The organism is Reyranella sp. (assembly GCF_004297265.1).
Classification (GTDB): domain Bacteria; phylum Pseudomonadota; class Alphaproteobacteria; order Reyranellales; family Reyranellaceae; genus Reyranella.
On the sequence record NZ_SCUT01000050.1, the window covers coordinates 117,044 to 140,560 of the forward strand.

Annotated in this window: 21 protein-coding genes; 11 read left to right on the top strand and 10 right to left on the bottom strand. The window is 66.3% G+C overall.

The window, feature by feature from the left end; genetic code table 11:
• Positions 1–2: 2 nt before the first annotated feature.
• Positions 3–449: an Lrp/AsnC family transcriptional regulator gene (locus tag EPO41_RS22120; protein ID WP_296329813.1), complete on the bottom strand. Its 447-nt coding sequence runs from the start codon at positions 447–449 to the stop codon at positions 3–5.
• Positions 450–587: 138 nt separating this feature from the next.
• On the opposite strand from EPO41_RS22120, the gene argG reads away from it, so the two are divergent.
• The 8 genes from argG to EPO41_RS22160 all read left to right on the top strand — a co-directional run bounded on the left by argG (position 588) and on the right by EPO41_RS22160 (position 9,318).
• Complete coding sequence (gene argG, locus EPO41_RS22125) at positions 588–1,838, top strand: argininosuccinate synthase (RefSeq protein WP_296329816.1); 1,251 nt, start codon at positions 588–590, stop codon at positions 1,836–1,838.
• 223 nt (positions 1,839–2,061) lie between these two features.
• Positions 2,062–3,651, top strand: a complete 1,590-nt coding sequence (locus EPO41_RS22130) for a TIGR04028 family ABC transporter substrate-binding protein (protein WP_296330433.1) — start codon at positions 2,062–2,064, stop codon at positions 3,649–3,651.
• Positions 3,652–3,665: 14 nt separating this feature from the next.
• The gene (locus EPO41_RS22135) at positions 3,666–4,610 is read left to right on the top strand and encodes an ABC transporter permease (protein WP_296329818.1); all 945 of its coding nucleotides are present in this window, start codon (positions 3,666–3,668) and stop codon (positions 4,608–4,610) included.
• Positions 4,607–5,464, top strand: a complete 858-nt coding sequence (locus tag EPO41_RS22140; RefSeq protein WP_296329821.1) for an ABC transporter permease — start codon at positions 4,607–4,609, stop codon at positions 5,462–5,464. The genes EPO41_RS22135 and EPO41_RS22140 overlap by 4 nt, the downstream gene beginning before the upstream one ends.
• On the top strand, positions 5,461–7,110 hold the full coding sequence (locus tag EPO41_RS22145) for an ABC transporter ATP-binding protein (RefSeq protein ID WP_296329823.1): 1,650 nt from the start codon (positions 5,461–5,463) through the stop codon (positions 7,108–7,110). The genes EPO41_RS22140 and EPO41_RS22145 overlap by 4 nt, the downstream gene beginning before the upstream one ends.
• Positions 7,107–8,141 (top strand): putative FMN-dependent luciferase-like monooxygenase, encoded by a 1,035-nt coding sequence (locus EPO41_RS22150; protein ID WP_296329826.1) that lies wholly within the window; start codon positions 7,107–7,109, stop codon positions 8,139–8,141. The genes EPO41_RS22145 and EPO41_RS22150 overlap by 4 nt, the downstream gene beginning before the upstream one ends.
• Positions 8,138–8,713 (top strand): CMD domain protein, encoded by a 576-nt coding sequence (locus EPO41_RS22155; RefSeq protein WP_296329828.1) that lies wholly within the window; start codon positions 8,138–8,140, stop codon positions 8,711–8,713. The genes EPO41_RS22150 and EPO41_RS22155 overlap by 4 nt, the downstream gene beginning before the upstream one ends.
• A complete protein-coding gene (locus EPO41_RS22160) occupies positions 8,710–9,318 on the top strand; it encodes an alkylhydroperoxidase domain protein (RefSeq protein ID WP_296329831.1) in 609 nt (202 codons plus the stop codon). The genes EPO41_RS22155 and EPO41_RS22160 overlap by 4 nt, the downstream gene beginning before the upstream one ends.
• Positions 9,319–9,497: 179 nt before the next feature.
• Here the strand turns inward: EPO41_RS22160 and EPO41_RS22165 are convergent, their stop codons facing one another.
• The 8 genes from EPO41_RS22165 to EPO41_RS22200 all read right to left on the bottom strand — a co-directional run bounded on the left by EPO41_RS22165 (position 9,498) and on the right by EPO41_RS22200 (position 17,689).
• On the bottom strand, positions 9,498–9,932 hold the full coding sequence (locus tag EPO41_RS22165; protein ID WP_296329833.1) for a hypothetical protein: 435 nt from the start codon (positions 9,930–9,932) through the stop codon (positions 9,498–9,500).
• 20 nt (positions 9,933–9,952) lie between these two features.
• Positions 9,953–11,569: a choline dehydrogenase gene (locus EPO41_RS22170; RefSeq protein WP_296329839.1), complete on the bottom strand. Its 1,617-nt coding sequence runs from the start codon at positions 11,567–11,569 to the stop codon at positions 9,953–9,955.
• Between the two features lie 229 nt (positions 11,570–11,798).
• Positions 11,799–12,773 carry a dipeptide ABC transporter ATP-binding protein gene (locus EPO41_RS22175; protein ID WP_296329843.1) on the bottom strand — a complete coding sequence of 325 codons (975 nt, stop codon included), beginning with the start codon at positions 12,771–12,773 and terminating at the stop codon, positions 11,799–11,801.
• Positions 12,766–13,755, bottom strand: coding sequence for an ABC transporter ATP-binding protein (locus tag EPO41_RS22180; RefSeq protein WP_296329844.1), 990 nt, complete (start codon positions 13,753–13,755; stop codon positions 12,766–12,768). The genes EPO41_RS22175 and EPO41_RS22180 overlap by 8 nt, the downstream gene beginning before the upstream one ends.
• Positions 13,752–14,645: an ABC transporter permease gene (locus EPO41_RS22185; RefSeq protein WP_296329846.1), complete on the bottom strand. Its 894-nt coding sequence runs from the start codon at positions 14,643–14,645 to the stop codon at positions 13,752–13,754. Before EPO41_RS22185 ends, EPO41_RS22180 begins: the two co-directional genes overlap by 4 nt.
• A gap of 7 nt (positions 14,646–14,652) precedes the next feature.
• Positions 14,653–15,600 (bottom strand): ABC transporter permease, encoded by a 948-nt coding sequence (locus EPO41_RS22190; protein ID WP_296329848.1) that lies wholly within the window; start codon positions 15,598–15,600, stop codon positions 14,653–14,655.
• 28 nt (positions 15,601–15,628) lie between these two features.
• On the bottom strand, positions 15,629–17,224 hold the full coding sequence (locus tag EPO41_RS22195; protein WP_296329851.1) for an ABC transporter substrate-binding protein: 1,596 nt from the start codon (positions 17,222–17,224) through the stop codon (positions 15,629–15,631).
• An 87-nt stretch (positions 17,225–17,311) separates the two neighbouring features.
• Positions 17,312–17,689 (bottom strand): VOC family protein, encoded by a 378-nt coding sequence (locus EPO41_RS22200; RefSeq protein WP_296329854.1) that lies wholly within the window; start codon positions 17,687–17,689, stop codon positions 17,312–17,314.
• 45 nt (positions 17,690–17,734) lie between these two features.
• On the opposite strand from EPO41_RS22200, the gene EPO41_RS22205 reads away from it, so the two are divergent.
• Complete coding sequence (locus EPO41_RS22205) at positions 17,735–18,520, top strand: aldolase/citrate lyase family protein (protein WP_296329855.1); 786 nt, start codon at positions 17,735–17,737, stop codon at positions 18,518–18,520.
• Positions 18,521–18,562: 42 nt separating this feature from the next.
• Here EPO41_RS22205 and EPO41_RS22210 read toward each other — a convergent pair whose 3' ends face one another.
• A complete protein-coding gene (locus tag EPO41_RS22210; protein WP_296329859.1) occupies positions 18,563–20,215 on the bottom strand; it encodes a thiamine pyrophosphate-binding protein in 1,653 nt (550 codons plus the stop codon).
• Between the two features lie 202 nt (positions 20,216–20,417).
• Here EPO41_RS22210 and EPO41_RS22215 point away from each other — a divergent pair, with 202 nt between their 5' ends.
• Positions 20,418–21,887, top strand: a complete 1,470-nt coding sequence (locus EPO41_RS22215) for an NAD(P)/FAD-dependent oxidoreductase (protein ID WP_296329863.1) — start codon at positions 20,418–20,420, stop codon at positions 21,885–21,887.
• A 17-nt stretch (positions 21,888–21,904) separates the two neighbouring features.
• Positions 21,905–23,497 carry a GMC family oxidoreductase N-terminal domain-containing protein gene (locus EPO41_RS22220; protein ID WP_296329866.1) on the top strand — a complete coding sequence of 531 codons (1,593 nt, stop codon included), beginning with the start codon at positions 21,905–21,907 and terminating at the stop codon, positions 23,495–23,497.
• The last annotated feature ends 20 nt before the right edge of the window (positions 23,498–23,517 follow it).

Genomic DNA, 23,517 nt, shown 5'->3' on the forward strand with positions numbered 1-23,517 from the left:
ACCTATCGGACCTTCGCCAGCATGAGCTTGGACGTCGTTCTCTCGACGCCCGATACGGCGATGATCTCGCCGATCGTGGTGTCGAGGGCGGCGGTGCCGTTGCCGTCGACGATCGCGAGAAAATCGTCGTTCTCGCCCACCATCTTGTAGAGTTCGCGTATTCCCCGGATCCGGGCGATGGCCCGGGCCACCGCGTCGCGGTTCTTCAGATTGGCCTTGATGAAGATGCAGGCCGTGACCTGTGCCGCCGTGGCCGCGGCATTCACCTCGACCGTGAATTTCGAGATGACGCCCCTTCGCTTCAATCGATCGATGCGGTCCTGAACCGTCGCGCGCGCGAGGCTCAACTTCCGCGCCAGCACCGTCGCAGGTTCACGGGAGTTGGCGGCCAGCAGCCGCAGGAGTTCGCGATCGGTATCGTCCAGCCCATCGCCCTTCCTGGTGCCCACTGACGGATCCCTCCTCCGGCCAATCGCCGGAAGCCTAGCATAGTGGCCGATCGATTCGCCGATGTTCGGCACATTGCGCCCTTCAGACCGGCCAAGCCGGCGGGTACCCAAGGAAGGGAACGAACGGGGGTAGCTGGCATGAACGTCCACGATCTCAAAGGCGAACGGATGGCCTTCGCGGCGTCCGGCGGATTGGACAGCTGCACGATCGTGCACTGGCTCTCGGCCAACGGCGTGAAAGTCGTCTGCATGACGGCCGATCTCGGTCAGCCGGATGAAACGAGCTTCGACGAGATCGGGAAGCGGATGCTGGCGAGCGGCGCCGACGCGTTCGTCGGCATGCCCCTTCAGGAGACCCTCTCGGAGATCGGCCTTGCCGTCGTACAGGCACAGGCATGCTACGAGGGACGCTACTGGAACACGACCGGCGCCGGACGCCAGGCGATTGTCCAGGGGCTGGTCCGACGGATGCGCAAGCACGGCCTCTCGATCATGAGCCATGGATCGACCGGCCGGGGCAACGACCAGGTCCGCTTCCAGATCGGCGCAAATCTGCTCGACCCCGACCTGAAGGTCTACGCGCCGTGGCGCGATCCGGCGTTCCTGGAGCGCTTCAGCGGCCGGCAACAGATGATCGACTATTGCGAGCAGCACGGCATTCCCATCAAGGCCACGCGCGACAAGCCCTATTCGACGGACGCCAACCTGCTCGGCCTCACGCACGAAGGCGGCGCCCTCGAACGGCTGGGAACGCCTGCGGATTTCGTGACACCGGCGATGGGCGTCTGGCCGGAGCAGGCGCCGGAACGCGCCGAGATCGTCGAGCTGCGCTTCGAAAACGGCCGGCCAACCGCCGTGAACGACGAACGGCTGTCCCTGCCCCTTCTCTTTCGCCGCCTGAACGCCGTGGCCGGGCGCCATGGCGTGGGGATTGGCCATCACATGGTCGAGAACCGCTTCGTCGGCGTGAAGTCACGTGGCGTCTACGAAGCGCCGGGCATGGAACTGCTGGGCACCGCCTACGCCCTGCTGTCGCAGATCGTCCTCGACAGGCGGGCCACCGAACTCCTCACGACCCTGTCAGGCACCCTCGCGCGGCAACTCTACCAGGGTTACTGGGCGGACCTCGCCTCCCAGATGGCGCGCGCCGCGATCGCCCATACCGCAGCCTTGATGAGCGGCACCCTGCGCGTGTCGCTGTACCGGGGCACGATCCGCTTCGTATCCGGGGTCGACATCCCGCATTCTCTCTTCACGGCCGACGGCTCCATGGAAGCCGAGGGATCGTTCGACCATGCGGACTCCGAAGGTCTCCTGCGGATCCTGAGCCTGAATGCGCGCACGCTCGCGCGGGCGGGGCAGATCGCAGATCACGATGCCGGTGGATGATTTTTCCGCACGTTTTCGCGCCGCAGCAGAATTTGCTCCCGCGAGCCCGTGAAATTGACAATCTGCTCTGTGTAATCGGCAGGATCTCGCGGCCATATATCCCGCTCGCACGGCGAGATTCGGTCCAAATTCTGCATGGCGTCTCCCGTGCCCTAGTGGCTTCGAGGGGGTTGTCGTGATTCAGGTGAAGTATCAGCGGTTTCTGGCCGGCGCGCTTGCGTCGCTGGCGTCCATCGCCGTCCTGGCAGGTAGCGGCGCGGCGCAGACGGCGGTCAACAAGGGCGGTACGCTGATCTATCTGGAGCAGCAGCCGCACACCAACCTCTACCCGCCGGCCGGCGGCTTCTACCCCAACGGCGGCGTGCTCAATCAGATCACCGACAAGCTCACCTACCAGAACCCCAAGACGCTCGAGATCGAGCCGTGGATCGCCGAGAGCTGGACGGTCAACGCCGACGCGACCGAATACACGTTCAAGATCCGGCCGGGCGTCACCTTCTCCGACGGCACGCCGCTCGACGCCGCCGCCGTGGCCAAGAACTTCGACACCTACGGGCTCGGCAACAAGGCGCTGAAGCAGCCGGTGTCAGAGGTGATCACCAACTACAAGGGCAGCGAGGTGGTCGATCCGCTGACCGTGAAGTTCTTCTTCACCAAGCCCTCGGTCGGGTTCCTGCAGGGCACCTCGGTGATCGGCTCGGGCCTGGTCTCGCTGAAGACGCTGGCGCTGCCGTTCGACGCGCTGGGCGACGCCACCAAGATCATCGGCTCCGGCCCATTCGTGGTGAAGAGCGAGGTGCTCGGCCGCGAGCTCGTGATGGAGGCGCGCAAGGACTACAAATGGGGTCCGGCCAAGCTGGCTCACCAGGGCCGCGCCAACCTCGACGGCATCAAGTACGTCGTGACCCCCGAGGACAGCGTGCGCATCGGGGCGCTTCTCGCGGGCCAGGCCAATGTCATCCGCCAGGTCCAGGCCTATGACGAAAAGCAGGTCCAGTCGAAGGGCTTCGTGATCTATGCCGCCCCGACTCGCGGCGTGAACAACACGGTCGTGTTCCGCCCCGACAATCCCCTGGTCTCCGACATCCGCGTGCGCAAGGCGCTGCTGCACGCGACCAACGCCAAGGAGATCGTGGCGACGCTGTTCTCGGCCAACTATCCGCAGGCCAAGTCGATCATCGCCTCGACGGCGCAGGGCTATGTCGACCAGTCGGCCAAGCTCGCCTACGACCCGGCGCTCGCGGCCAAGCTGCTCGACGAAGCCGGCTGGACGATGGGCCCGAAGGGCCTGCGCCAGAAGGACGGCAAGGAACTGGTGCTTCAGGCCTACGAATCGCCGCCGCAGCCGCAGAACAAGGAGACCCTGCAGCTCGTCGCCCAGCAATGGGCCAAGGTCGGCGTGAAGCTGAACGTGCTGGCGGGCGATGCCGGCAGCCGCGTCGCCGACAGCCTCGACCCGATGAAGACGCCCGTCGCCCCCGCGATGGTCGGCCGCGCCGATCCCGACGTGATCCGCAGCCAGTACTATCCGACGACGCGCAACGTGCTGCTGCAGAAGGGCGGCGTCAGCAACAAGGTCCAGACCTTCGTCGACGAGAAGCTCAACACGCTGCTCGAGGAGATCGCCGCTGCCACCGATCCGGTGAAGCGCATCGCCCTGGTGGGCGAGGTGCAGGCCTATGTGATCGACCAGGGCTACACGATCCCGATCTTCGAGGAGCCGCAGGCCTTCGCGGCATCGCCCAAGGTCAAGGACTTCACCTTCGAGGCAGTTGGCCGGCCGAGCTTCTACGCGACCTGGATCGCGAAGTAGGCGCAGGGCAGGTCATGGCGCGCTATCTCCTCGGCCGGGTCGGACAGGCCCTGGCCGTGCTGGCCCTGACTTTCACCGCGGCGTTCCTGCTGCTGCAGGTGCTGCCGGGCGATGCGATCATGATCAAGTTCATGAGCCCCGACATGGGTCTCACGGCCGACCAGATCGCCGAAATCCGCGCCTCCTACGGCGCGGACCGGCCGCTGTGGGAGCGCTACCTCACGACCGTCGTCAACTTCCTCACCGGCAATTTCGGCATGTCGATCCAGGCCGGCGTGCCCGTGAGCCAGCAGCTCGCCACGAATCTGCCGCCGACCCTGCTGCTCGCCTCGCTGGCCTTTGCCGCGGCGCTGGTCCTGACAATCATCCTGGCCACCGTCTCCAACATGGTGGGCATGGAATGGCTGCGGGCCGGGCTGCAGTCCCTGCCGTCGCTGTTCATCTCGGTGCCGGTCTTCTGGCTCGGCATCATGCTGATCCAGATCTTCTCCTTCCAGCTCGGCCTGGTCTCGGTCATCAGCCCCGGGCCGGTCGAGAGGCTGGTCCTGCCGGTCCTGACCTTGGCCATTCCGATCTCCGCGCCGCTGGCTCAGATCCTGATGCGCAACATCGACCAGGTGCTGGCGCAACCCTTCGTCGCCGTCGCCCGCGCCAAGGGCGCCTCGCGCAACTGGGTCCTGTGGAAGCACGTGGCGCGCAACGCCATCATGCCGACGCTGACCATCGCGGGCGTTCTGTTCGGCGAGCTGCTGGCCGGCGCCGTCGTCACCGAGGCGGTGTTCGGGTTGAGCGGCCTGGGCGGCCTCACCTACCAGGCCGTGGGCAACCACGACACGGCGGTGCTGCAGGCCATCGTCGTGATCTCGGCGCTGGCCTTCGTCACGATCAACCTGATCGTCGACCTGCTCTATCCGGTGCTCGATCCCCGGCTCGGTTCGAAATCGGGAGCGCCGGCATGACCGCGGAAACCGCAAGCGCCGCCAGCGCCGACATCCGACCCGGCTGGACGACCCGGCTGAAGCGCGTGCCGGTCACCCTGGCTCTCGCCTGGACCGTCGTGTTCATCGTGCTCGCCTGGGCCGCCCTGCCGTCGCTGTTCACGGGCTACAGCGGCACCGAGGGCGTGCCGGGCGAGCAGCTTCGCCCACCCAGCGCCGAACATGTTTTGGGTACCGACGGACTCGGCCGCGATCTCTATGCCCGCATCGTCTATGGCGCGCGCCATTCGCTGTCCGGTGCCTTCGTCGCGGTCACGGTCGGCCTGCTGATGGGCACGCTGCTCGGTTTGATCGCGGGTGCGCGCGGCGGCTGGATCGATGCGGTGATCATGCGGCTGGTCGATTCGATGCTGGCCGTGCCCTCGCTCCTGCTTTCGCTGAGCATCATCGTGCTGCTGGGCTTCGGCACCATCAACGTCGCCGTCGCGGTGGGCGCCGTCTCGGTGGCGCGCTTCGCCCGCCTCGCGCGGTCGGAAGTCGTGCGGGTCCGTCGCAGCGAATATGTCGAGGCGGCCTTCGGCAGCGGCGGCACCTTCTGGGCCGTCCTCTACCGCCACGTCCTGCCCAACTCGCTCACCTCGGTGATCGCACTGGCAGCCCTTCAGTTCGGCTCGGCCATCCTCGCCATCTCGACGCTCGGCTTCCTGGGCTACGGCGCGCCGCCGCCCACGCCGGAATGGGGCCTGCTGATCGCCGAGGGCCGCAACTACCTGTCGCGCGCCTGGTGGCTCACCGCCGCACCGGGCCTCGTCGTCGTGCTGGTCGTGCTGTCGGCCGACCGCATCAGCAAGGCACTGGGCAGGACCGCGCCATGACCGTCACGCCCATCCTCCAGGTCGACGATCTCGCCATCGCCTACAAGACCGGCGATCGCGAACAGCGGGTCGTGCACGGCGTCTCCTTCAGCGTTGCGCCCGGCGAGGTCGTGGCGCTGGTGGGCGAGTCCGGCTCCGGCAAGACCACGACGGCGCAGGCGACGCTCGGCCTGCTGGCCGGCAACGGCCGGGTCGAGAGCGGCATCATCCGCCTCAACGGCACCGACATCACGAAGTGGTCGCAGAAGCGGCTGGATTCGATCCGCGGTGCCGTGGTCAGCCTGATTCCGCAGGATCCCGGCAGCTCGCTCAATCCCGTGCGTACCATCGGCTCGCAGCTCGCCGAAGTGCTGCAGATCCACCGGCGCGGCGACCGCAAGGCGATCCAGGCGCGAGTCATCGAGCTGCTGGAACGGGTCGGCCTGACGCCCGCCGAGATGCGCGCCAGGCAGTATCCGCACGAACTGTCGGGCGGCATGAAGCAGCGCGTGCTGATCGCCATCGCCGTGGCACTCAAGCCGGCACTGATCGTGGCCGACGAGCCGACCAGCGCACTCGACGTTACGGTACAGCGCCGCATCCTCGACCTGATCGATGAGCTGCGCCGCGAGAGCGGCACGGCAGTCCTGCTGGTGACGCACGATCTCGGCGTCGCCGCCGACCGCGCCGACCGCCTCGTCGTGCTGCAGCACGGCCGCATCCAGGAACAGGGAGCCGTGAAGAACGTCCTGGCCGCTCCGCGCAGCGCCTACACGCGGCGCCTGCTGGCCGACGCGCCTTCGCTCGGCAAGCCGCGGCCGGTCCGGCCAGGCGTCGACACACAGGACTTCGCCATCGAGGTCGAGGGCCTCACCCACGATTTCCCGGTGACCGGCGGCGAGGCCGGGTCGTTCCGCGCGGTCGACAATGTATCGTTCAAGGTCCGGCGCGGCACGACACACGCGATCGTGGGCGAATCGGGCTCGGGCAAGACCACGGCCATCCGCAGTATCGTCGGCTTCATCAAGCCCACGGCCGGCCGCATCCTGGTCGACGGCGTCGATCTCACGACCCTGAAGGGTGAGAAGCTGCGGCAGTTCCGCAAGCACATCCAGCTCGTCTATCAGAACCCCTACGGTTCGCTCGATCCGCGCCAGACCATCGCGCGCATCGTCGAGGAGCCGCTGCTCAACTTCGAGCCGATCCCGGCCGCCGACCGCGCCCGCAAGGTGCGCGACATGCTGGCCCGCGTCGGCCTTTCGGAGAATTTTCTCGAACGCCATCCGCGTGCCCTGTCGGGCGGTCAGCGGCAGCGCGTCGCCATCGCCCGCGCCCTCGTGCTCGATCCGAGGGTGCTGGTGCTCGACGAAGCCGTCTCGGCGCTCGACGTCACGGTGCAGGCGCAGATCCTGTCGCTGCTCGACGAGCTGCAGAAGACGCTGGGCCTCACCTACCTGTTTGTCTCGCACGACCTCGCGGTGGTGCGGCAGATCTCCGACACGGTGTCGGTCATGCACAAGGGAAGGCAGGTCGATGGCGGTCCGATCGAGACCGTCTTCGGCCGCCCCGACAGCGCCTATACGCGCGAATTGATCGAAGCCATTCCCGGCCGCGGCCTTCCGGTCCTTGCCGTTCCACCTGAACTTCCCCCAAGGTTGAGCCCATGACGACGTTTCCGATCAAGCGACTCGGTTTCTTCACCCGCCTGCTCGACCAGGTGGACGCGGCCGAACGGTACCGCCTCGCCACCGAGCAGATCCGGCACGCCGAGACGCATGGTTTCGATTCAGCCTGGATCGCCCAGCATCATTTCCACGAGGGCGAAGGCGGCTTGCCCGCCCCCTTCGTGTTCCTGGCCCATGCCGCGGCCCATACGTCGCGCATCCGCCTCGGCACCGGCATCGTCACGCTGCCGTTGGAATTGCCGATCCGCGTCGCCGAGGATGCCGTCGTCACCGACCTGATGAGCGGTGGCCGCCTCGAAGTCGGTGTCGGGCCGGGCGGCAATCTCACGGCCTTCACCGCCTTCGGCCTCGACAGCGACCGGCGCCATGCGCTGTTCGACGACAATCTCGCCCTGCTGAAGACGGCGTGGTCCGGAGGCGCGCTGCCCGGCGGCGACAAGCTCTATCCATCGAGCCCGACCCTGGTCGACCGCATCTGGCAGGCGACCTTCACCGTGTCGGGCGCACGCCGGGCCGGACTGGCCGGCGACGGGCTGATGCTGTCGCGCACCCAGCCGCGCTCGCCCGAGGCGCCGAAGGCGTCCCTCGCGGACATCCAGAATCCGATGCTCGACGCCTATCTCGAGGCGCTGCCCAAGGGCGTCGAGCCGCGCATCCTCGCCTCGCGCACCATCTTCGTGGCCGACGACCACAAGGAGGCGATGCGCCTCGCCGAGATCGGCCTGTCGCGCATGCGCCATCGGCTGGCGGCCACGGGCAACTTCAGCTCAGGCAGCCTGGTGGGCGACCTGATCGCGGCGATGGACGTGCATATCGGCACCCCGGACGAGGTGATCGCCTCGCTGCAGGCCGACTCCACCCTGCAGCGTTCGACCGATCTCACCATGCAGGTTCACTCGATCGATCCGCCGCACCCGTATATCCTGCGCTCGATCGAGCTGTTCGCCGAGAAGGTTGCGCCCGCATTGGGCTGGGCGCCCGAAGTCAAAGCGGGGACGAGACAAGTCGCATGACCGATGTGATCGACAGCCTGGTGGGAATTTCACCAGGCTCAAAGCTGGACGCGATCCGCGCCCAGCGCTCCGAGGCGCGCAAGCACGCGCAGGCGAGCTACACCTCGCTGTTCGAGCCGAAGGACCGGGGCGGCGTCAGCACCGACGAGCGCCATGCCGTCGCGTCGTTCGTCGCCGGCCTGCACGGCGAGCCGAAAACGGATGCCTACTATGCGGCCAAGCTCCCCGCCAATCTGCGCACAGCCATCGCGACCGAAGTTTCGGCCGCGAAGACCAAGGGTCCCTACGGCCACTTTCCCAAGGGCCCGCTCTCGGTCGAGGACGCGCCGGGCCCGACCTGGAAGGTAAGCGATGCCGGACGTGCCGCACTGGGAGCGCGTCTCACGGCCGCCTTCGAGCACACGCACATGCTGGTGTTCCATCCACGCGATGCGTCGGCCGCGTCGCTGCAGTCGCTGCTCGACGCCGGCTGGTCGACCGACGACATCGTGACCGTCTCCCAGCTCGTCTCCTTCCTGTCCTACCAGATCCGGGTCGTGGCCGGCCTGGGCGTCCTCGCGAGCACCCTATGAGCACCGACAAGACCCTGACGCCGCCGCCGCACACCGAGCCGGTGGTCTTCACCCGCGACATGCTCGACTGGCTGCCCTGGCTGGAGCCGATGGCCGAAGCCGACATGACCGAGCACCACATCAGGAGCCTGGTCGATGCGGCGCGCGTGAAGTCGCCGTACTTCCGGCTGCTGGCGCGCGATCCCGACGTGCTGGAGGCCCGCACGCGAACCGACAAGGACATCTTCTACAATCCCGAGGCCGGCCTGCCGCGCGCCGAACGCGAGCTGGCGGCCGCCGCGACGTCCCGGCTCAACGGCTGCATCTACTGCGCCTCCGTCCATGCCCGCTTCGCTGCGACCTATTCCAAGAGGATCGACGACGTGCAGCGCCTGCTCGACGAAGGCGTCGACGCCAAGCTCGACGAGCGCTGGGAGGCGATCGTCGCGGCATCGGTGGCGCTCACCACCCTGCCGATGACCTTCGGCAAGGACCATGTCGAGCGCCTGCGCGCCGTTGGCCTCGACGACGCCGCCATCGCCGACCTGATCGGCGCGGCCTCGTTCTTCAACTGGGCCAACCGTCTCATGCTCTCGCTGGGCGTGCCGGCGACTCAGCCGAAGTAAAATAACATCCTCACCCTGAGGAGCGCTCCGCAGGAGCGCGTCTCGAAGGGTCGGCACGCGCACCACGTCTATTGCCCATCCTTCGAGACGGCGCTGGGCGCCTCCTCAGGATGAGGTGATGTGGAAAAGAAAAACGCCCGGCGGAGCGATCCGCCGGGCGTTTTGGTTTCAGGCCACTCTCAGTAGGGCAGGCCGTAGTAACCCGGATTGCCCCACTCGCCCCAGTCCCAGTCGCTGTCGACGGCATTGTCCATGCCGGTCGGGCTGTAGGGATCGTCCTGGAAGTTGGCGCGCATCGCGGTGGCGATCATCTGCTTCGACGCCTCCTTGATGTAGGCGTTGTAATTGTCCTGCGTGCCCATGTAGAGGCAGCCGCACATGGTCGGGTCGGCGTACACCCACACCGGCTTGCCGTTGTAGGTCTTCCGCACGAGCTTGTGCGGCGGCAGCTTCTTGAACGAAGCCGCCTGGCCCGGCGTCTTCAGGGAGACGACCTTGAAGCCCGAATCGGCCAGCATGTCGCGCTTGGATTCGGTCTTGGGATCGGTGCCGTGACAGGCTGCCAACAGGCCGCCCATCGCCAGCGTGGCGAGTATGGACCTCACAGGCTTCATCACATCCCCCAATGTTACCCTCAGGCGGCAGCCTTGAGGCCCGCCTTCGCATCCTCTTTGATCATGTCCGCGCCCTTCTCGGCAACCATGATCGTGGGGGCGTTGGTGTTGCCCGAGGGCACCGTCGGCATGATCGAGGCGTCGATCACCCGCAGCCCGGCGATCCCGTGCACCCGCAGCCGGTCGTCGACCACGGCCATTGGATCCGAGCCCATCTTGCAGGTTCCGATGACGTGATAGGTCGTCTGGCCATTGCCGCGGGCGAAGCTCAGCCACTCGTCGTAGCTCTGCACCTTGTCGCCGGGATTGTTCTCGAAGGCGATATACTTCGACATCGACGGATGCGAGACGATCTTGCGGGCGATCTGCATGCCGGCGACCGTGGCGTCGCGGTCGATCTGGGCCGAGAGAAAGTTCGGCCGGATGGCCGGCGCGCTGCCCGGGGTCGCCGACTTGATGTGGATCGAGCCGCGCGAGTCGGGCCGGCACTGGCCGATGACGACCGTCATGCCGGGCTCGCGCTCGAGATCGCGCTTCTGCGCCGTGTCGTAGCTGGCATGCGCCATGTGAAACTGCATGTCGGGCGACTCGAGGCCCGGCCGCGTGCGCACGAATCCGTAGACGACGCCGGCGGTGAGGGCGAGCGCGCCGCGACCCGACGTGTAGTAGCGCACCACCTCCTTCACGAGGTTGATGCCGCGGGTGCGCTCGTTCAGCGTGATCGGCAGCTTCACCCTCCAGTTCATGCGCGGCGCGAAATGGTCGCCGTAATTCTCGCCGACGCCCTTCAGCTCGTGCTTCACCTCGATGCCGAGATTGCGCAGGAGCTCCGGCTGGCCGATGCCGGAGTGCTCCAGCACGCCGGGCGACTGCACGGCACCGCACGAGACGATGACCTCGCGCCCGCAGCGGGCCTCCTTCGCCTGTCCATGAACGCTGTAGGAGACACCGACGCAGCGCTTGCCCTCGAGGATCAGCTTGCTCACCAGGGCGTCGGTTTCGATCGTCAGGTTGGGACGCGAGCGCACCGGATCGAGGAAGGCCCGCGCCGTCGACTGCCGCTTGCCGTTCTTCATCGTCACCTGGAAGTAGCCGAAGCCCTCCTGGTTGCCATTGTTGTAGTCGGCGTTCTTCGGATAGCCGCTCGCCTCGGCCGCATTGATGAAGGCATCGCAGAGCTCGTGCGTATCGCACATCTGCGCCACGTTCAGCGGGCCGCCGCGGCCGCGGCTGTCGTCGCCGCCCGGCTCGTAATTCTCCGACTTTTTGAAGTAGGGCAGGACCTGCGAATAGGACCAGCCGCGGTTGCCGAACTGCGCCCACGTATCGTAGTCGAGAGGCTGGCCGCGCACGTAGAGCATGCCGTTGATAGAGCTCGAGCCGCCAAGCGTGCGGCCGCGCGGACAGGGAATGCTGCGTCCGGCCATCCCTTCCTCCGGCTCCATCTGGAAGTTCCAATTGAACTTCTCGTGGTTCAGGAGCTTCGTGAAGCCCGCCGGTATGTCGATCCACATCGACTTGTCCGGAGGCCCGGCTTCCAGCAGCAGGACCTTGACGTTGGCATCCTCGGTCAGGCGGTTGGCCAGCACGCAGCCGGCGGACCCACCGCCCACGATGATGTAATCCCAAATGGCCATAGCGTTTCTGTCTCCCTCTGGAGACAGTGTAGCGCGTCTGTATTCCGGCGCGACTCCCCTCCTTCAAACTCCTCTCCGGCCACGCAGTGGGGGGGAGAGGCTGGGTGAGGTGGGTCATGCTCTTTGCAGGAGCGAAGGTCGGACTTTGGTGAGGCACCACCTCACCCTCCCATCGCTGTGCGATGGGCCCCTCTCTCCCCCGCTTCGCGGCGGAGAGGGCTGTTCCATCCTACCGCAGGTGGCAGGAGACCTGGTGCCCCGGTGCGATTTCGCGCAGCGGTGGCGACTCCACCTTGCAGCGCGCCACGGCATACGGGCAGCGCGTATGGAAATGGCAGCCCGACGGCGGCTTCACGGGGCTGGGCACGTCGCCCTGGAGCACGATCTTCTTGCGCTTGATGGCTGGATCCGGCACCGGGACGGCCGCCAGCAGGGCTTCCGTATAGGGATGCTGGGCGTTGGTGAAGATCGACCGCGTGTCGGCGTATTCGACGATGCGGCCGAGATACATCACCGCGATCTGGTGGCTGATATGCTCCACCACCGCGAGGTTGTGCGAGATGAACAGATAGGAGAGCCGGCGCTCCGCCTGCAGTTCCATCAGGAGGTTGATGACCTGGGCCTGGATGGAGACGTCGAGCGCCGAGACCGGCTCGTCACCCACGATCAGCTTCGGCCCCAGCGCCAGGGCGCGGGCGATGCCGATGCGCTGCCGCTGACCGCCCGAGAACTGGTGCGGATAGTTCTTCATCTGCGCCGTGCGCAGGCCGACCCGCGCGAACAGCGCCGCGACCTGCTCCTGGCGCTCCTTGGCATTGGCGACGCCGTGGACCAGCAGCGGCTCCCCCACGATGTCGCCCGCGGTCATGCGCGGATTGAGGGACGAGAACGGGTCCTGGAAGATGATCTGCATCTGCCGGCGGTAGGGCCGCAGCTCGCCCTTCGACAGACCGATGATCTCCTTGCCCTCGACCTTGATCGACCCCGAGGTCGGCTCGACCAGGCGCATGGCGGCGCGGCCGGCCGTGGTCTTGCCGCAGCCCGACTCGCCCACCAGACCGAGCGTTTCGCCGGCGCGCACGGTGAAGGTCACGCCGTCCACCGCATAGACCTGGCCGACCGTACGGCGCAGCAGGCCCTTCTTCACCGGGAAGTGCTTCTTGAGGTCCTTGACCTCGATGACAGGGGGATTTGCGCTAACCATGTGTGTGCCAGCAGGCGGCCCAGTGACCGGGCTGCTTCTCCTCATAGGCCGGACGCTCGCTGCGACACTTGTCGTCCGCCCTGCCGCAGCGGGGCGCGAAGGCGCAACCGGGCGGCAGGTCGAACAGCGGCGGCACGATGCCGGGAATTTCCTGCAGGCGTTCGTTGGAGCGATCGGTTTGCCCGCGCATCAGGTCGAGGCGCGGGATCGAATTCATGAGGCCGACCGTGTAGGGGTGAAGCGGCCTGGCGAACAGCTCGCCCACGGCCGCTTCCTCGACCTTGCGACCGGCATACATGACGATGACCCGGTGCGCGGTCTCGGCGACGACGCCGAGATCGTGCGTGATCAGGATCACGGCCGCGCTGAATTCGCGCTGCAGCTCGACGATCAGTTCCAGGATCTGCGCCTGGATGGTGACGTCGAGCGCGGTCGTCGGCTCGTCGGCGATCAGCACCTTGGGATTGCAGGCCAGCGCCATCGCGATCATCGCGCGCTGGCGCATGCCGCCCGACAGCTGATGCGGATACTCCTTCGCACGCTGCGCGGGCTCGGGGATGCGGACCAGATCCAGCATCTCGATCGCGCGCTTCATCGCCGCCTTGCGGTCCATGTCGCGGTGAAGGATCAGCGCCTCGGAGATCTGCTTGCCGATCGTCATCACCGGATTGAGCGACGTCATCGGCTCCTGGAAGATCATCGAGATCTCGTTGCCGCGCACATCGCGCATCTCCTCCTCGGAGATCTTCAGCAGGTCGCGGCCCGCCAGCCTGATCGAGCCCGACACGATACGTCCCGGCGGGTCGGGGATCAGCCGCATCAGCGAGAGCGCGGTCATGCTCTTGCCGCAGCCGGATTCTCCGACGATGGCCAGGGTTTCACCGGCGGCGACCTCGAAATCGACGCCGTCGACCGCCTTGACGATTCCCTGCCGCGTATAGAACCAGGTGCCGAGATCGGACACTTCCAGAAGAGAACTCATGTACGCTGTCTCGGATCGAGGATGTCGCGCAAGGCGTCGCCCAGCAGGTTGGTGCCGAACACGGTGAGGCTGATGGCGACGCCGGGGAAGATCACGAGCCACGGCGCCGTGCGGACATATTCCGCAGCTGACTCCGAGAGCATGCGCCCCCAGGATGGATAGGGTTCCGGAATGCCGAGGCCGAGGAAGGAGAGCGACGCCTCGGTCAGGATCGCCGAGCCGAGCTGGGCCGTGCCGAGGACGATCAGCGGCGCCAGCGTGTTGGGCAGCACGTGCCGGACGGCGATGCGGACCTCGCCCATGCCGATGGCACGGGCCGCCTCGACGAAGGGCTGCTCGCGCAGCGAGAGGGTGCTCGATCGCACGACGCGCGCCACGCTGGGCACCAGCGGGATGGCGATGGCGATGATCGTGTTCTCCAGCGAAGGCCCGAGCGACGCCGCCATGACCAGCGCCATGACCAGCAGCGGAAGCGACTGCATGATGTCCATCAGGCGCTGTGTCGCGAGATCGAACCAGCCACCGATGAAGCCGGACATCAGGCCGATGGCGACGCCCAGGATACCGCCCAGCAGGGTGGCGCCGACGGCGACGGCGAGCGAGATTCGCGCGCCGTAGACGATGCGGCTGAACATGTCACGGCCCATGAAGTCCGCGCCCAGCCAGTAGACACCGCCCGGTGTGGCCAGCGAGGCGCGCGAGTTGGTCGACAGCGGATCGTGCGGCGCGATGACGTTGGCGAACAGCGCCGTCAGCACGAAGAGCAGGACAAGAACCGCTCCCACCGCGCCGAGCGGATAGCGGCGGGCGAGGAAGCCGGCCTGGCCCCAGAAGCCCGATACGTTGGCGCCGGCCTTGGCCAGCGCGGCATCATGGTCGATGACAGCCATGGGTGCCTCAGTCCGCGTACTTGATGCGAGGGTCGAGTGCCATGTAGGCCATGTCGACCAGGAAATTGACGACGACCACGCAGAAGGCGATCAGCATCACCAGGTTCTGCACGATCGGGTAGTCGCGCCACAGGATGGCCTCGACGAGGAAGCGCGCCACGCCGGGAATGTTGAACACCGTCTCGGTCACGATCAGGCCGCCGACGAGGAACGCCGCCTCGATGCCGATGATGGTGACGACCGGCAGCAACGCGTTGCGAAGCGCATGCTCGTAGTTGACCGTGGTCTGCGATGCGCCCTTGGAGCGAGCCGTCCGGATATAGTCCTGCCGCAGCACCTCGAGCATGGACGATCTCGTGAGGCGCATGATCAGGGCGGAGCTCCGGAATCCGACGGCGGCAGCCGGAATGCTGAGCAGCAGCATCTCGTCGATGAAACTTCGTGGCTCGTTGGTGTAGATCGGGATCATGCCGAACCACTGGACCGACGCCATGAGGATCAGCAGGCCGAGCCAGAAGGAGGGCAGCGACAGGCCGCTCAGGCTGATGATGCGCAGCAGGTAATCGATCCCCGAATTCTGCCGCACGGCGCTGATGACGCCGAGTGGCACGCCGAGGATGACCGAGAAGAACAGCGCCAGGCCCGCAAGCTTGGCGCTGATCGGAATGCGTGGCGCGATCTCCTCGATGGCAGGCCGCTCGGACACGTAGGCGAAGCCCAGGTCGCCGCGCACGAGGCCGCCGACCCATTGCAGGTATTGATCGAAGATCGGCCGGTCGAGGCCAAGCTCGCGGGCGATCTTGGCCTTCTCCTTGGGATCGGCGATGCCCGCCGAATCCACCAGGATGTCGGCAATGTTGCCGGGCACCAGGCGCAGCATGACGAAGATGAGCACCGACATTCCGAAGAGAGTCAGGACCATCAACAATACGCGGCGGGTAAGATACGCTCCCATCCTCGTCGTGCCTCCGTACGCCTCGGCGTTACTTGTCGAGCCAGACGTCTTCGAGACGCCAGCCGTTGTAGATGCTGTTGTGCTGCAGGACGAGGTTCTTCACGGCCGGCGCCCAGCAGGTGTTGGCGACGCCATGCGTGATCGGCGGACGGGCCGCGTCCTTGAGCAGCGCCTGCTCGATCTTCGTCACCATGGCCTTGCGCTTGCTCACGTCGGTCATGGCCGACTGCTCGTCGATCATCTTGTCGATCTCGGGGTTCTTGTACCCCGTGTAGTTGCGGTCCGACGTGCTGTAGAAGTTCTCGTAGAACACGCCGTCCGGATCGTCGAGGCCGGCACCCGTCAGGTTCATTCCGACCTGATAGTTCTTCTGCTGGATCTTGTTGTACCAGATCGTGGTGTCGATCGGCTCCAGTTCCGCATCGATGTAGATCTGCTTCAGCTGGTCGATCAGGATGACGGCCGGGTCGCGGTAGATGGCGATGTTGCGGGTCGACACCTTGATCTTGAGCGGCTTGTCGGGGCCGTAGCCCAGTTCCTTCATGAGGCCGCGCGCGACCTCGCGGTTCTTCTCGATGTCCGGCCCGAAACCGGGAAGCTTCTCGAGCTCGCCCTGCGTCATGCCCCAGACACCGGCCGGCGGCGGCAGCATCGTCGCGCCACGCAGGTCGTTGCCCTGGGTCAGGATGTCGCTGAACGGCGTGCGATCAAGCGAATAGACCAGTGCCTCGCGCAGCTTGGGATTGTCGAACGGCGGCGCGTCGCGATTGACCAGCAGGTTGCTGTGCACGTTGGTCGGCCGCGCCTCGCAGATCGCATCCTTCTTCTGGTCCTTCACGTCCTTCAGCAGCGGGAAGGTGATGTCGGAATCGAAGGTGAGGTCGTACTCGCCGGCGACGAAGCCCAGCACGCGGGTACTGCGGTTCGGCACGATCTTGAACTCGATGGCGTCGAGGTAGGGCCGCCCCTTCTTCCAGTAGTCGGGGTTCTTCACCAGCTTGATGGCCTCGTTGCGCTTGAACTCGGCGACCTTGAACGGGCCGGTGCCGATCGGCTTGGAGCGCATCGCCCGCGAATCGACGTGACACGGATAGACCGGCGAATAGCCGGCGGCCAGCATCGACAGGAACGACGGCTGCTGGCGCTCCAGCGTGAAGGTGACCTCGTTGTCGCCGTTGGTCGTGACCTCCTTGAGGTTCTTGTACCAGACCTTGCGCGGGTTCTTGCGGATGATCTCCTGCTTCTCGTCACCGCGCAGGGCGTCCCACGTGCATTTCACGTCCTTGGACGAGAAAGGCTTGCCGTCGTGCCACTTCACGCCGCTGCGCAGCTTGAAGGTGAGCTTCGTCTTGTCGTCGTTCCACGCCCAGCTCTCGGCAAGCTCGGGCACGATCTTGTCGGGGCTGTTGATCTTCTCCTTCGGATCGAAGAACACGAGGTTGTTGAACACGGCCATGAACGGCATGTTCACCGAGATGGTCGCTTCCTCGTGGATCGAGGCGCTCGGCGGATTGTCGCGATGGGACACACGGAGCGTCCCGCCCTGCTTCTGTGCGAAGGCAGGGGCAGATATGACGACGGCGGCCACAAGGCCGCCGGCAATGATTGCCAGGCGATTGCGCATTTTCATCCTCCCAGAAGCACGCTCGTTGGCGTGTTCGTTCTTCCCCGTTGGCCGGCAGGCTATCACATCATGTGAGATGGCCAAGCCTTAATGCGTCGGACCTTTGAGTTCTATCTGGTTGCCTTCCGGATCATGGAAATAGACCGACGGGCCGGTGCCTTCGGCGCCGTAGCGCTCGACGGTTTCGCCGACCGATATGCCGAGCGGCTCAAGCCGCATGACGATGGCGTCACGATCGAACGGCTCGATGCGGAAGCACAGATGATCCATGTTTCGCGTCGTCACGTGCGCCTCATTGGCAATGAGGTCGAGCAGGGAAGCGCCCGCTCGCATCTGCACAAGACGCAGCGTGTCGATGCGCCGCTCCTCGCGAAATCCCAGCGCCTGCTCGTAGAAACGCACCATTCCCGGCAGATCGCGCACACGCAGCACGACATGATCGATCCGTTCGACTTTGAAGGTCATGGCGAATAGCTTCCTCCAGGCAGTTCCAAACCAATGGAGGAGAGAATGGCGTTCGCAGTCAATGCCGCCAAGGCGCGCCTGAAGAAGAACGAGCTGTCGATCGGCATCGGCATCCGGCTGGTCCGCAACGTCGACATCGTGAAGGTCATGAAGGCCGCCGGCTTCGACTGGCTGTTCATCGACCTCGAGCACGGATCCATGTCGATCGAGACGGCGTGCGAGATCGCGATCGCCGCACAGGATTCGGGTATCGCGCCGATCGTACGCGTGCCGTATGGCGAACTGACGATGGCGACCAGGGTGCTGGACGGCGGCGCGCTGGGCATCGTCGTCCCGCATGTCGATACGCCGGAGGAGGCGAAGGAGATCGCCGACAAGCTGCGCTATCCGCCGCGCGGCCATCGCTCGGTGGGCGGCGGCCAGGCGCAGTTCGACTACGAGCCGATGCCGCTCGGCGAGATGACGACCAAGTCGGACGAAAACACGCTGATCGTGGTGATGATCGAGACGCCCAAGGCGGTCGAGAATGCCGAGGCGATCGCGGCGGTGCCGGGCATCGATTGCCTGCTGGTCGGTTCGAGCGATCTCTCGATGGAAATGGGCATCCCCGGCGACACCGGCAATCCGAAGGTCCAGGCCGCCGTCGACAAGGTCGTCGCCGCCTGCCGCACGCACGGCAAGTGGCCGGGCATGGGCGGCGCTTATACGGAAGAGCTTCTCAAGCTCTACATCGACAAGGGCATGAAGTTCATGCTGTCGGGCAACGACCTGCCGATGCTGACGGGCGCTGCCCGCGCGCACCAGGCCAAGGTGCGGGCGTTTCAGAAGTAAGCTGCCGGGGGCGCGCCACTCCAGTGGCGCGCCCCCAGCTTCTTAGCGCTTCCCTTCGATCTCGATCTCGACGAGGTGCGGCTTGCCCGACTTGAAGGCGGCCTCGACGGCCGCCTTGATGTCGTCGGCCTTGGAGACATAGGTGCCGGCGACGCCCATGCCCTTGGCCAGATCGACGAAGCCCATGGTCGGGCCGGTCAGGTCCATGTGCATGTAGGGCTTGTTCGACTTCACGTCGAAGCGCGCCCGGTAGGCGTCGATGTTGTGCTTCAGCACGCGATACTCGCGGTTCGCCAGGATGACGAACACGATCGGCAGATCGTGATGCGCCGCCGTCCAGAGTGCCTGGATCGAGTACATCGACGAACCGTCGCCCGACACGCAGAGGATCGGCCGCTTCCTCTCGGCCACCGCCACGCCGATGGCGCCCGCGAGCCCCTGGCCGATGCCGCCGCCGCGGCCGCTGTAATAGTCGCCCGGTCCCTTGAAGGTGAAGGTCTTGAAGAGGTCGAGATTGGCGGTGATCGTCTCGTCGACCACGACGACGTCCTGCGGCGAGCCGGCGCGGACCTCGGCCATGGCACGGGCCATCGAGGTCGGCGTGCGCGACCAGGCCTTCTCGACGCGCGCTTTCTGGGCCGCATCGTCAGCCGCCTTGCGGGCCTTCATCGCTTCGTTGCGCTTGGTGGCCGCCGCGGCATCGATACCGGTCAGCGCTGCCTCGAGCGCTTCAAGCGCCGCACCCGCATCCGCGACCACGCCGGCATCGAGCGCGAAATTGTAGGCAAGCCGCGAGGCGCCCGCCTCGATCTGCAGCACCTTGGTGCCGGCCGCGAAGGGCGAGCCCGCCGCGTACCAGACTTCCTCGAAGAAGGGACCACCCACCATCAGCACGAGGTCGTTGCCCGCGAGCTGCTTGGCGACACCCGCCGCATCGAAGGCCAGCGTGCCGCAATAGGCCGGATGATCGGTCGGGAACGAGTTCTGTCCGCGCAGCCCCTCGAACCATACGGAGGCTCCCAGCTTCTCGACGAGCTTGACCAGGGTCCTGTCGGCGCCGGCGCGCGCGATGTCATCGCCGGCGACGATGGCCGGGCTCTTGGCTCCGGCCAGCAGCTTCGCCATGGCGGCGATGCCTGCCGGATCAGGCCGGGTCGCCGTGTAGGAATGGCCGGGCTTGCCGGCCGGAATGGTGGTCTCCTGCTCCATCACGTCGATGGGCAGCGCCACGAAGACCGGACCGGCGGGTGCCTCGTTGGCGATCTTGAAGGCGCGCTGGAGGATCGGCCCCAGCTCGTCGGCTCGCTCGACCTGCACGCTCCACTTGGTGACAGGCGCGGCGATGGCGGCGAGGTCGTGGCCCAGGATCGGATCGCGCAGGCGCATGCGCGTATCCTGCTGGCCGGCCGTCACCACCATCGGCGAATTGTTCTTCAGCGCGCTGTAGATCGCGCCGATCGCGTTGCCGAGGCCGGGGGCCACATGGAGGTTCACGAAGGCCGTCTTGCCGCTGGCCTGGGCATAGAAGTTGGCGGCGCCGGTCGCGACGCCTTCATGCAGGTGCACGATGTACTGGAGCTGCGGATAGTCGAGCAGGGAATCGAGCAGCGGGCTCTCGGTCGTGCCGGGATTGCCGAAGATCCGGTCGACGCCGTGATTGATCAGCGTCTCCAGCAGAACCTGACGTCCGCGCATTCAATACTCTCCCTTTGACTTTCCTTGCTCCGGATCGGCGATCCCGTTTCGAGTGTACCGGCGCCGGAGGCCCCGTGACATCCGGAGATGATCGCCGCCGGCCCTCCAGTTCCTCCCCGTGATACGACAGGCCGCAGAGGCTCGCAGTTCAATCGTCGGGGAGGCCCTGCTAAGGAAATGCATGGAGGGTCGGAAGCACGGCATGGATGGAATTGTCGAGCGGCATTCGGCGGGCCTGGACGAACTCGAGAAGGTCGCGCGCCACGACCTGGCGCGGTTGAACTATCCGCCGGCCAACTGGGTGCCGGAGAAGACCGGCGCGGACGGCAAGCCCGTGCTCGATGTCCTGATCGTCGGCGCCGGCATGTGCGGCCAGACCGCGGGCTGGGGCCTGCTGCGCGAGGGCATCCGCAACATCCGCGTGATCGAGCGCAACAGCCACGGCCATGAAGGTCCGTGGAACACCACGGCGCGTATGCCGACCCTGCGTTCGCCCAAGCACCTCACCGGCCCCGACCTCGGCGTGCCGTCCCTCACCTTCCGCGCCTGGTACGAGGCCCAGCACGGCGCCGACGGTTGGGAGAAGCTCTACAAGATCGCACGCCTCGACTGGCTCTCCTATCTCCTGTGGGTGCGCAAGGTCGTCGACCTGAAGGTCGAGAACGGCGTGTCGCTGCTCAAGGTCGAGGCGGCCGGCAACTTCCTGCAGGCGAGCCTGTCGACCGGCGAAACGCTTCTCGTGCGCAAGCTCATCCTGGCCAACGGCCGCGACGGATCGGGCGGATTCCGCTGGCCGTCTTTCCCGTCGTTCGATCCGGAAGATCCTTCTCGCGAAGGCCGCGTCTTTCACACGCTGGAAGAGATCGATTTTGCAAAGCTGAAGGGCAAGCGCCTCGGCATCCTGGGTGTGCTCGCGACGGCGATCGACAATGCCTGCACGGCGCTGGAAGCCGGCGCGGCAGAGGCGATCTGCTATGCGCGACGACCGCACCTGCCCCAGGTCAACAAGTCGAAGGGCGTGTCCTTCCCCGGCTTCCAGCGAGGCCAGGGCATGCTGGACGACGATTGGCGCTGGAAAATCTACACCTACATGCTGGCCGCCGGCTCGCCGCCGCCGCACGAATCCGTGTTGCGCGCGCAAAGACTGCCGGGCTTCGCCTTTCGCTTCGCCGAGCCATGGCTCGACATGATCGTCGAGAAGAACGGCGTCACCGTGAAGACGACCAAGGGGACGGAGCGTTTCGATGCGGTCCTGCTCGGCACCGGCTTCGACATCGATCTCGCGCGGCGCCTGGAACTGGGATCGTTCGCCGCCAACGCGACCCTTTGGGGCGACCGTCGCACGCCGGCGGAAGCCACTGCCAACGCCGAGGCAGCCCGCTATCCCTATCTCGGTCCGGCCTTCGAGCTGATCGAGAAAGTGCCGGGCCGCACACCCCATATGGGCGACATCCACCTCTTCAACTGGGGCAGCATCCTGAGCCATGGCGCGCTCGCCGGCGACATTCCCGGCCTGTTCGTGGGTTCGACGCGCCTCGTGCAGTCGATCTCGCATGCGCTGTTCCGCGAAGACGTCGAGACGCACGTAGAGAACATGTACGCTCAGGAAGATCCGGAGCTCGCGCCGACCGACTATTTCGTGCCGCGCGAAAGGCGATCCGGCACGCTCTGAGGGGGGGGGGAAGAAACATGCAGGCGGATTATGTCGTCGTCGGCGCGGGATCGGCCGGCTGCACGGTTGCGGCGCGCCTCAGCGAAACCGGCGCGACGGTGATCCTGCTGGAGGCCGGGCCCAGCGACTGGCATCCCATGATCCACATCCCGGCCGGCATCCGCTCGCTGATCCGCAATCCGCTGGTGAACTGGAATTACACGACCGAGCCGGAGAAGGGCTCGGGCGACCGCCGCATCGAATGGCCGCGCGGCCGCACCCTGGGCGGCTCGAGCTCGATCAACGGCATGCTCTATGTCCGCGGCGCGCCAGCCGACTTCGACAACTGGGCGCAGATGGGCTGCCGCGGCTGGAGCTACGACGACGTGCTGCCCTTCTTCATGAAGTCCGAGCAGTACGTGCAGGGCGGCGACAAGGAGGTGCGCGGCCAGGACGGCCCGCTCAAGGTCGAGGACTATCGCACCATCCTGCCCCTCACCCATCGCTTCGTCGAAGGTGCGCAGCAGGCGGGCTTCCCGTTCAATCCCGACCTCAACGGCAAGACACGCGACGGGGTCGGCTACTCGCAGATGACCCGTCGCGGCCGCTGGCGCGGCTCGACGGCCCAGACCTATCTCCGCGAGGCGCGCGGCCGCCCCAACCTGCGGGTCGAGACGAACGCCCAGGGCGGCCGGCTGTTGTTCGAGGGCAAGCGCTGCGTGGGCGTCGCCTTCCAGCGCGGCGGGAACCTCACCGAGGTCCGGGCCAACCGCGAGGTCATCGTCTCCGGCGGCGCCGTCAACTCGCCGCACATCCTGCAGATCTCGGGTATCGGCCCCGCCGCGCACCTCCAGTCGCTCGGCATTCCGGTCGTGCACGACCTCGCGGGCGTCGGATCGAACCTGATCGACCACTATGTCGTGCGTGTCGTGCATCGCGTGAAGGGCGCCGAGACGGTCAACGAGGTCTCGCGCTTCCCGCGCGTGCTGCCGGAGGTGCTGCGCTTCGCCTTTACCGGCCGCGGCGCCCTCACCTTTGGCGTGACCACGGCGCAGGTCTTCTGCGACAGCCGCGAGGGCCTCGCCTCGCCCGACCTGCAATTGCTCTTCACGCCCGGCAGCTCGCATCCGCTCAAGTTCGGGCAGCTCGACGAGCAGCCGGGCATGAGCTGCGTCGTCTGCGTCGTGAAGCCCGACAGCCGCGGCACCATCATGGCGGCCTCGTCCGACCCCTTCGCCCGGCCGCAGATCAAGCCCAACTATCTCACCACGCATACCGACGAGCTGGCGCTGCTGGGCGGTCTTCGGCACACGCGCCGCATCTTTGCCGCCCCGGCCCTCACCCAGCACAGCGAAGGCGAGATCCAGCCCGGCCCCGATGTGAAGACCGATGCCGACCTGCTGGCCTATGCCCGCCGCGCCGGCAACACGCTCTACCACCCGGTCGGCACCTGCCGGATGGGTGAGGACCCGCGCGCCGTCGTCGATTCACGCCTGCGCGTGCACGGCATCCACGGGCTGCGGGTGATCGACGCCTCGGTGATGCCGACCCTGACGACCGGCAACACCAACGCGCCCACCATCATGATCGGCGAAAAAGGCGCGGCGATGATCCGCGAGGATGCGCGCTGAGGCTATCAATGGAGCGCGCA

What these genes read in the sequence shown, in the direction of transcription:
- argG (WP_296329816.1), top strand. Translation starts at nt 588, where the DNA reads ATGAACGTCCACGATCTCAAAGGCGAACGGATGGCCTTCGCGGCGTCC.
- EPO41_RS22135 (WP_296329818.1), top strand. Translation starts at nt 3,666, where the DNA reads ATGGCGCGCTATCTCCTCGGCCGGGTCGGACAGGCCCTGGCCGTGCTG.
- EPO41_RS22140 (WP_296329821.1), top strand. Translation starts at nt 4,607, where the DNA reads ATGACCGCGGAAACCGCAAGCGCCGCCAGCGCCGACATCCGACCCGGC.
- EPO41_RS22145 (WP_296329823.1), top strand. Translation starts at nt 5,461, where the DNA reads ATGACCGTCACGCCCATCCTCCAGGTCGACGATCTCGCCATCGCCTAC.
- EPO41_RS22150 (WP_296329826.1), top strand. Translation starts at nt 7,107, where the DNA reads ATGACGACGTTTCCGATCAAGCGACTCGGTTTCTTCACCCGCCTGCTC.
- EPO41_RS22155 (WP_296329828.1), top strand. Translation starts at nt 8,138, where the DNA reads ATGACCGATGTGATCGACAGCCTGGTGGGAATTTCACCAGGCTCAAAG.
- EPO41_RS22160 (WP_296329831.1), top strand. Translation starts at nt 8,710, where the DNA reads ATGAGCACCGACAAGACCCTGACGCCGCCGCCGCACACCGAGCCGGTG.
- EPO41_RS22165 (WP_296329833.1), bottom strand. Translation starts at nt 9,932, where the DNA reads ATGAAGCCTGTGAGGTCCATACTCGCCACGCTGGCGATGGGCGGCCTG.
- EPO41_RS22170 (WP_296329839.1), bottom strand. Translation starts at nt 11,569, where the DNA reads ATGGCCATTTGGGATTACATCATCGTGGGCGGTGGGTCCGCCGGCTGC.
- EPO41_RS22175 (WP_296329843.1), bottom strand. Translation starts at nt 12,773, where the DNA reads ATGGTTAGCGCAAATCCCCCTGTCATCGAGGTCAAGGACCTCAAGAAG.
- EPO41_RS22180 (WP_296329844.1), bottom strand. Translation starts at nt 13,755, where the DNA reads ATGAGTTCTCTTCTGGAAGTGTCCGATCTCGGCACCTGGTTCTATACG.
- EPO41_RS22185 (WP_296329846.1), bottom strand. Translation starts at nt 14,645, where the DNA reads ATGGCTGTCATCGACCATGATGCCGCGCTGGCCAAGGCCGGCGCCAAC.
- EPO41_RS22190 (WP_296329848.1), bottom strand. Translation starts at nt 15,600, where the DNA reads ATGGGAGCGTATCTTACCCGCCGCGTATTGTTGATGGTCCTGACTCTC.
- EPO41_RS22195 (WP_296329851.1), bottom strand. Translation starts at nt 17,224, where the DNA reads ATGCGCAATCGCCTGGCAATCATTGCCGGCGGCCTTGTGGCCGCCGTC.
- EPO41_RS22200 (WP_296329854.1), bottom strand. Translation starts at nt 17,689, where the DNA reads ATGACCTTCAAAGTCGAACGGATCGATCATGTCGTGCTGCGTGTGCGC.
- EPO41_RS22205 (WP_296329855.1), top strand. Translation starts at nt 17,735, where the DNA reads ATGGCGTTCGCAGTCAATGCCGCCAAGGCGCGCCTGAAGAAGAACGAG.
- EPO41_RS22210 (WP_296329859.1), bottom strand. Translation starts at nt 20,215, where the DNA reads ATGCGCGGACGTCAGGTTCTGCTGGAGACGCTGATCAATCACGGCGTC.
- EPO41_RS22215 (WP_296329863.1), top strand. Translation starts at nt 20,418, where the DNA reads ATGGATGGAATTGTCGAGCGGCATTCGGCGGGCCTGGACGAACTCGAG.
- EPO41_RS22220 (WP_296329866.1), top strand. Translation starts at nt 21,905, where the DNA reads ATGCAGGCGGATTATGTCGTCGTCGGCGCGGGATCGGCCGGCTGCACG.